The sequence below is a fragment of the Streptomyces spiralis genome, assembly GCF_014654675.1.
GTDB classification, from domain to species: Bacteria; Actinomycetota; Actinomycetes; order Streptomycetales; family Streptomycetaceae; genus Streptomyces; species Streptomyces spiralis.
On sequence record NZ_BNBC01000118.1, the window covers coordinates 2,312 to 3,061 of the forward strand.

The 750-nt window shown below is 71.9% G+C and carries 1 protein-coding gene; it reads left to right on the plus strand.

Annotation, left to right across the window (positions count from 1 at the left end):
* Positions 1-750: SpnB-like Rossmann fold domain-containing protein (locus IE318_RS44175; protein WP_229904217.1), on the plus strand; the 750-nt coding region annotated here is incomplete at both ends.

Below are 750 nucleotides of genomic sequence, written 5' to 3' on the forward strand. Positions count from 1 at the left end.
CTGCTCGACGCGGCGATGCACGTCGGACTGCTCGACATCCCCGGCCGTGAAGGCGGCGGCCGGACCCTGCTGCCCTTCGCCTGGAACGGGGTGGAACTGCACACCGCCGGCGCGGCCGCCCTGCGCGTACGCGTCACGCCCGTCGCCCAGCAGGACGGGCTCGCCCTCACGGTGGCCGACGGCTACGGCAACCCAGTGCTTTCCGTCGAGTCGCTTCTCTCCCGCCCGGTGTCGATGGAGCAGCTCGGCGCCGGTACCGGCGGTGACTCGCTGTTCCATGTCACGTGGAGTTCGTTGCCCGGTGCGGACTCGGCCGTTGACGTGGATTGGGTGGCCTGGGAGGAGCTGGCCGACGAGGGTCCTGTGCCTGGGCATGTGGTGTTGGAGTGTGTGCCGCGGGAGGGTGTTGACGTCCCGGTTGCTGTCCGTGAGCTGTCGGAGCGGGTGCTGGCGGTGGTGCAGCGGTGGCTGGTCGAGGAGCGGTTCGCTGCCTCGAGGCTGGTGGTGGTGACCCGGGGTGCGGTGGCCGTCGGGGATGGTGAGGACGTCGACGTGCGGCAGGCTCCGGTGTGGGGTCTGGTGCGGGCGGCGCAGGCGGAGAACCCGGGCCGGTTCGTGCTGGTCGACACCGACGGCGATCTCGCCGGGGCTGTGGCGAGCGGTGAGCCGGAGATGGCGGTCCGTGGGGGCCGGGTGTTGGTGCCGCGTCTGACCCGGACCACCGCCTCGGACGACGTGGTCACCTGGGAC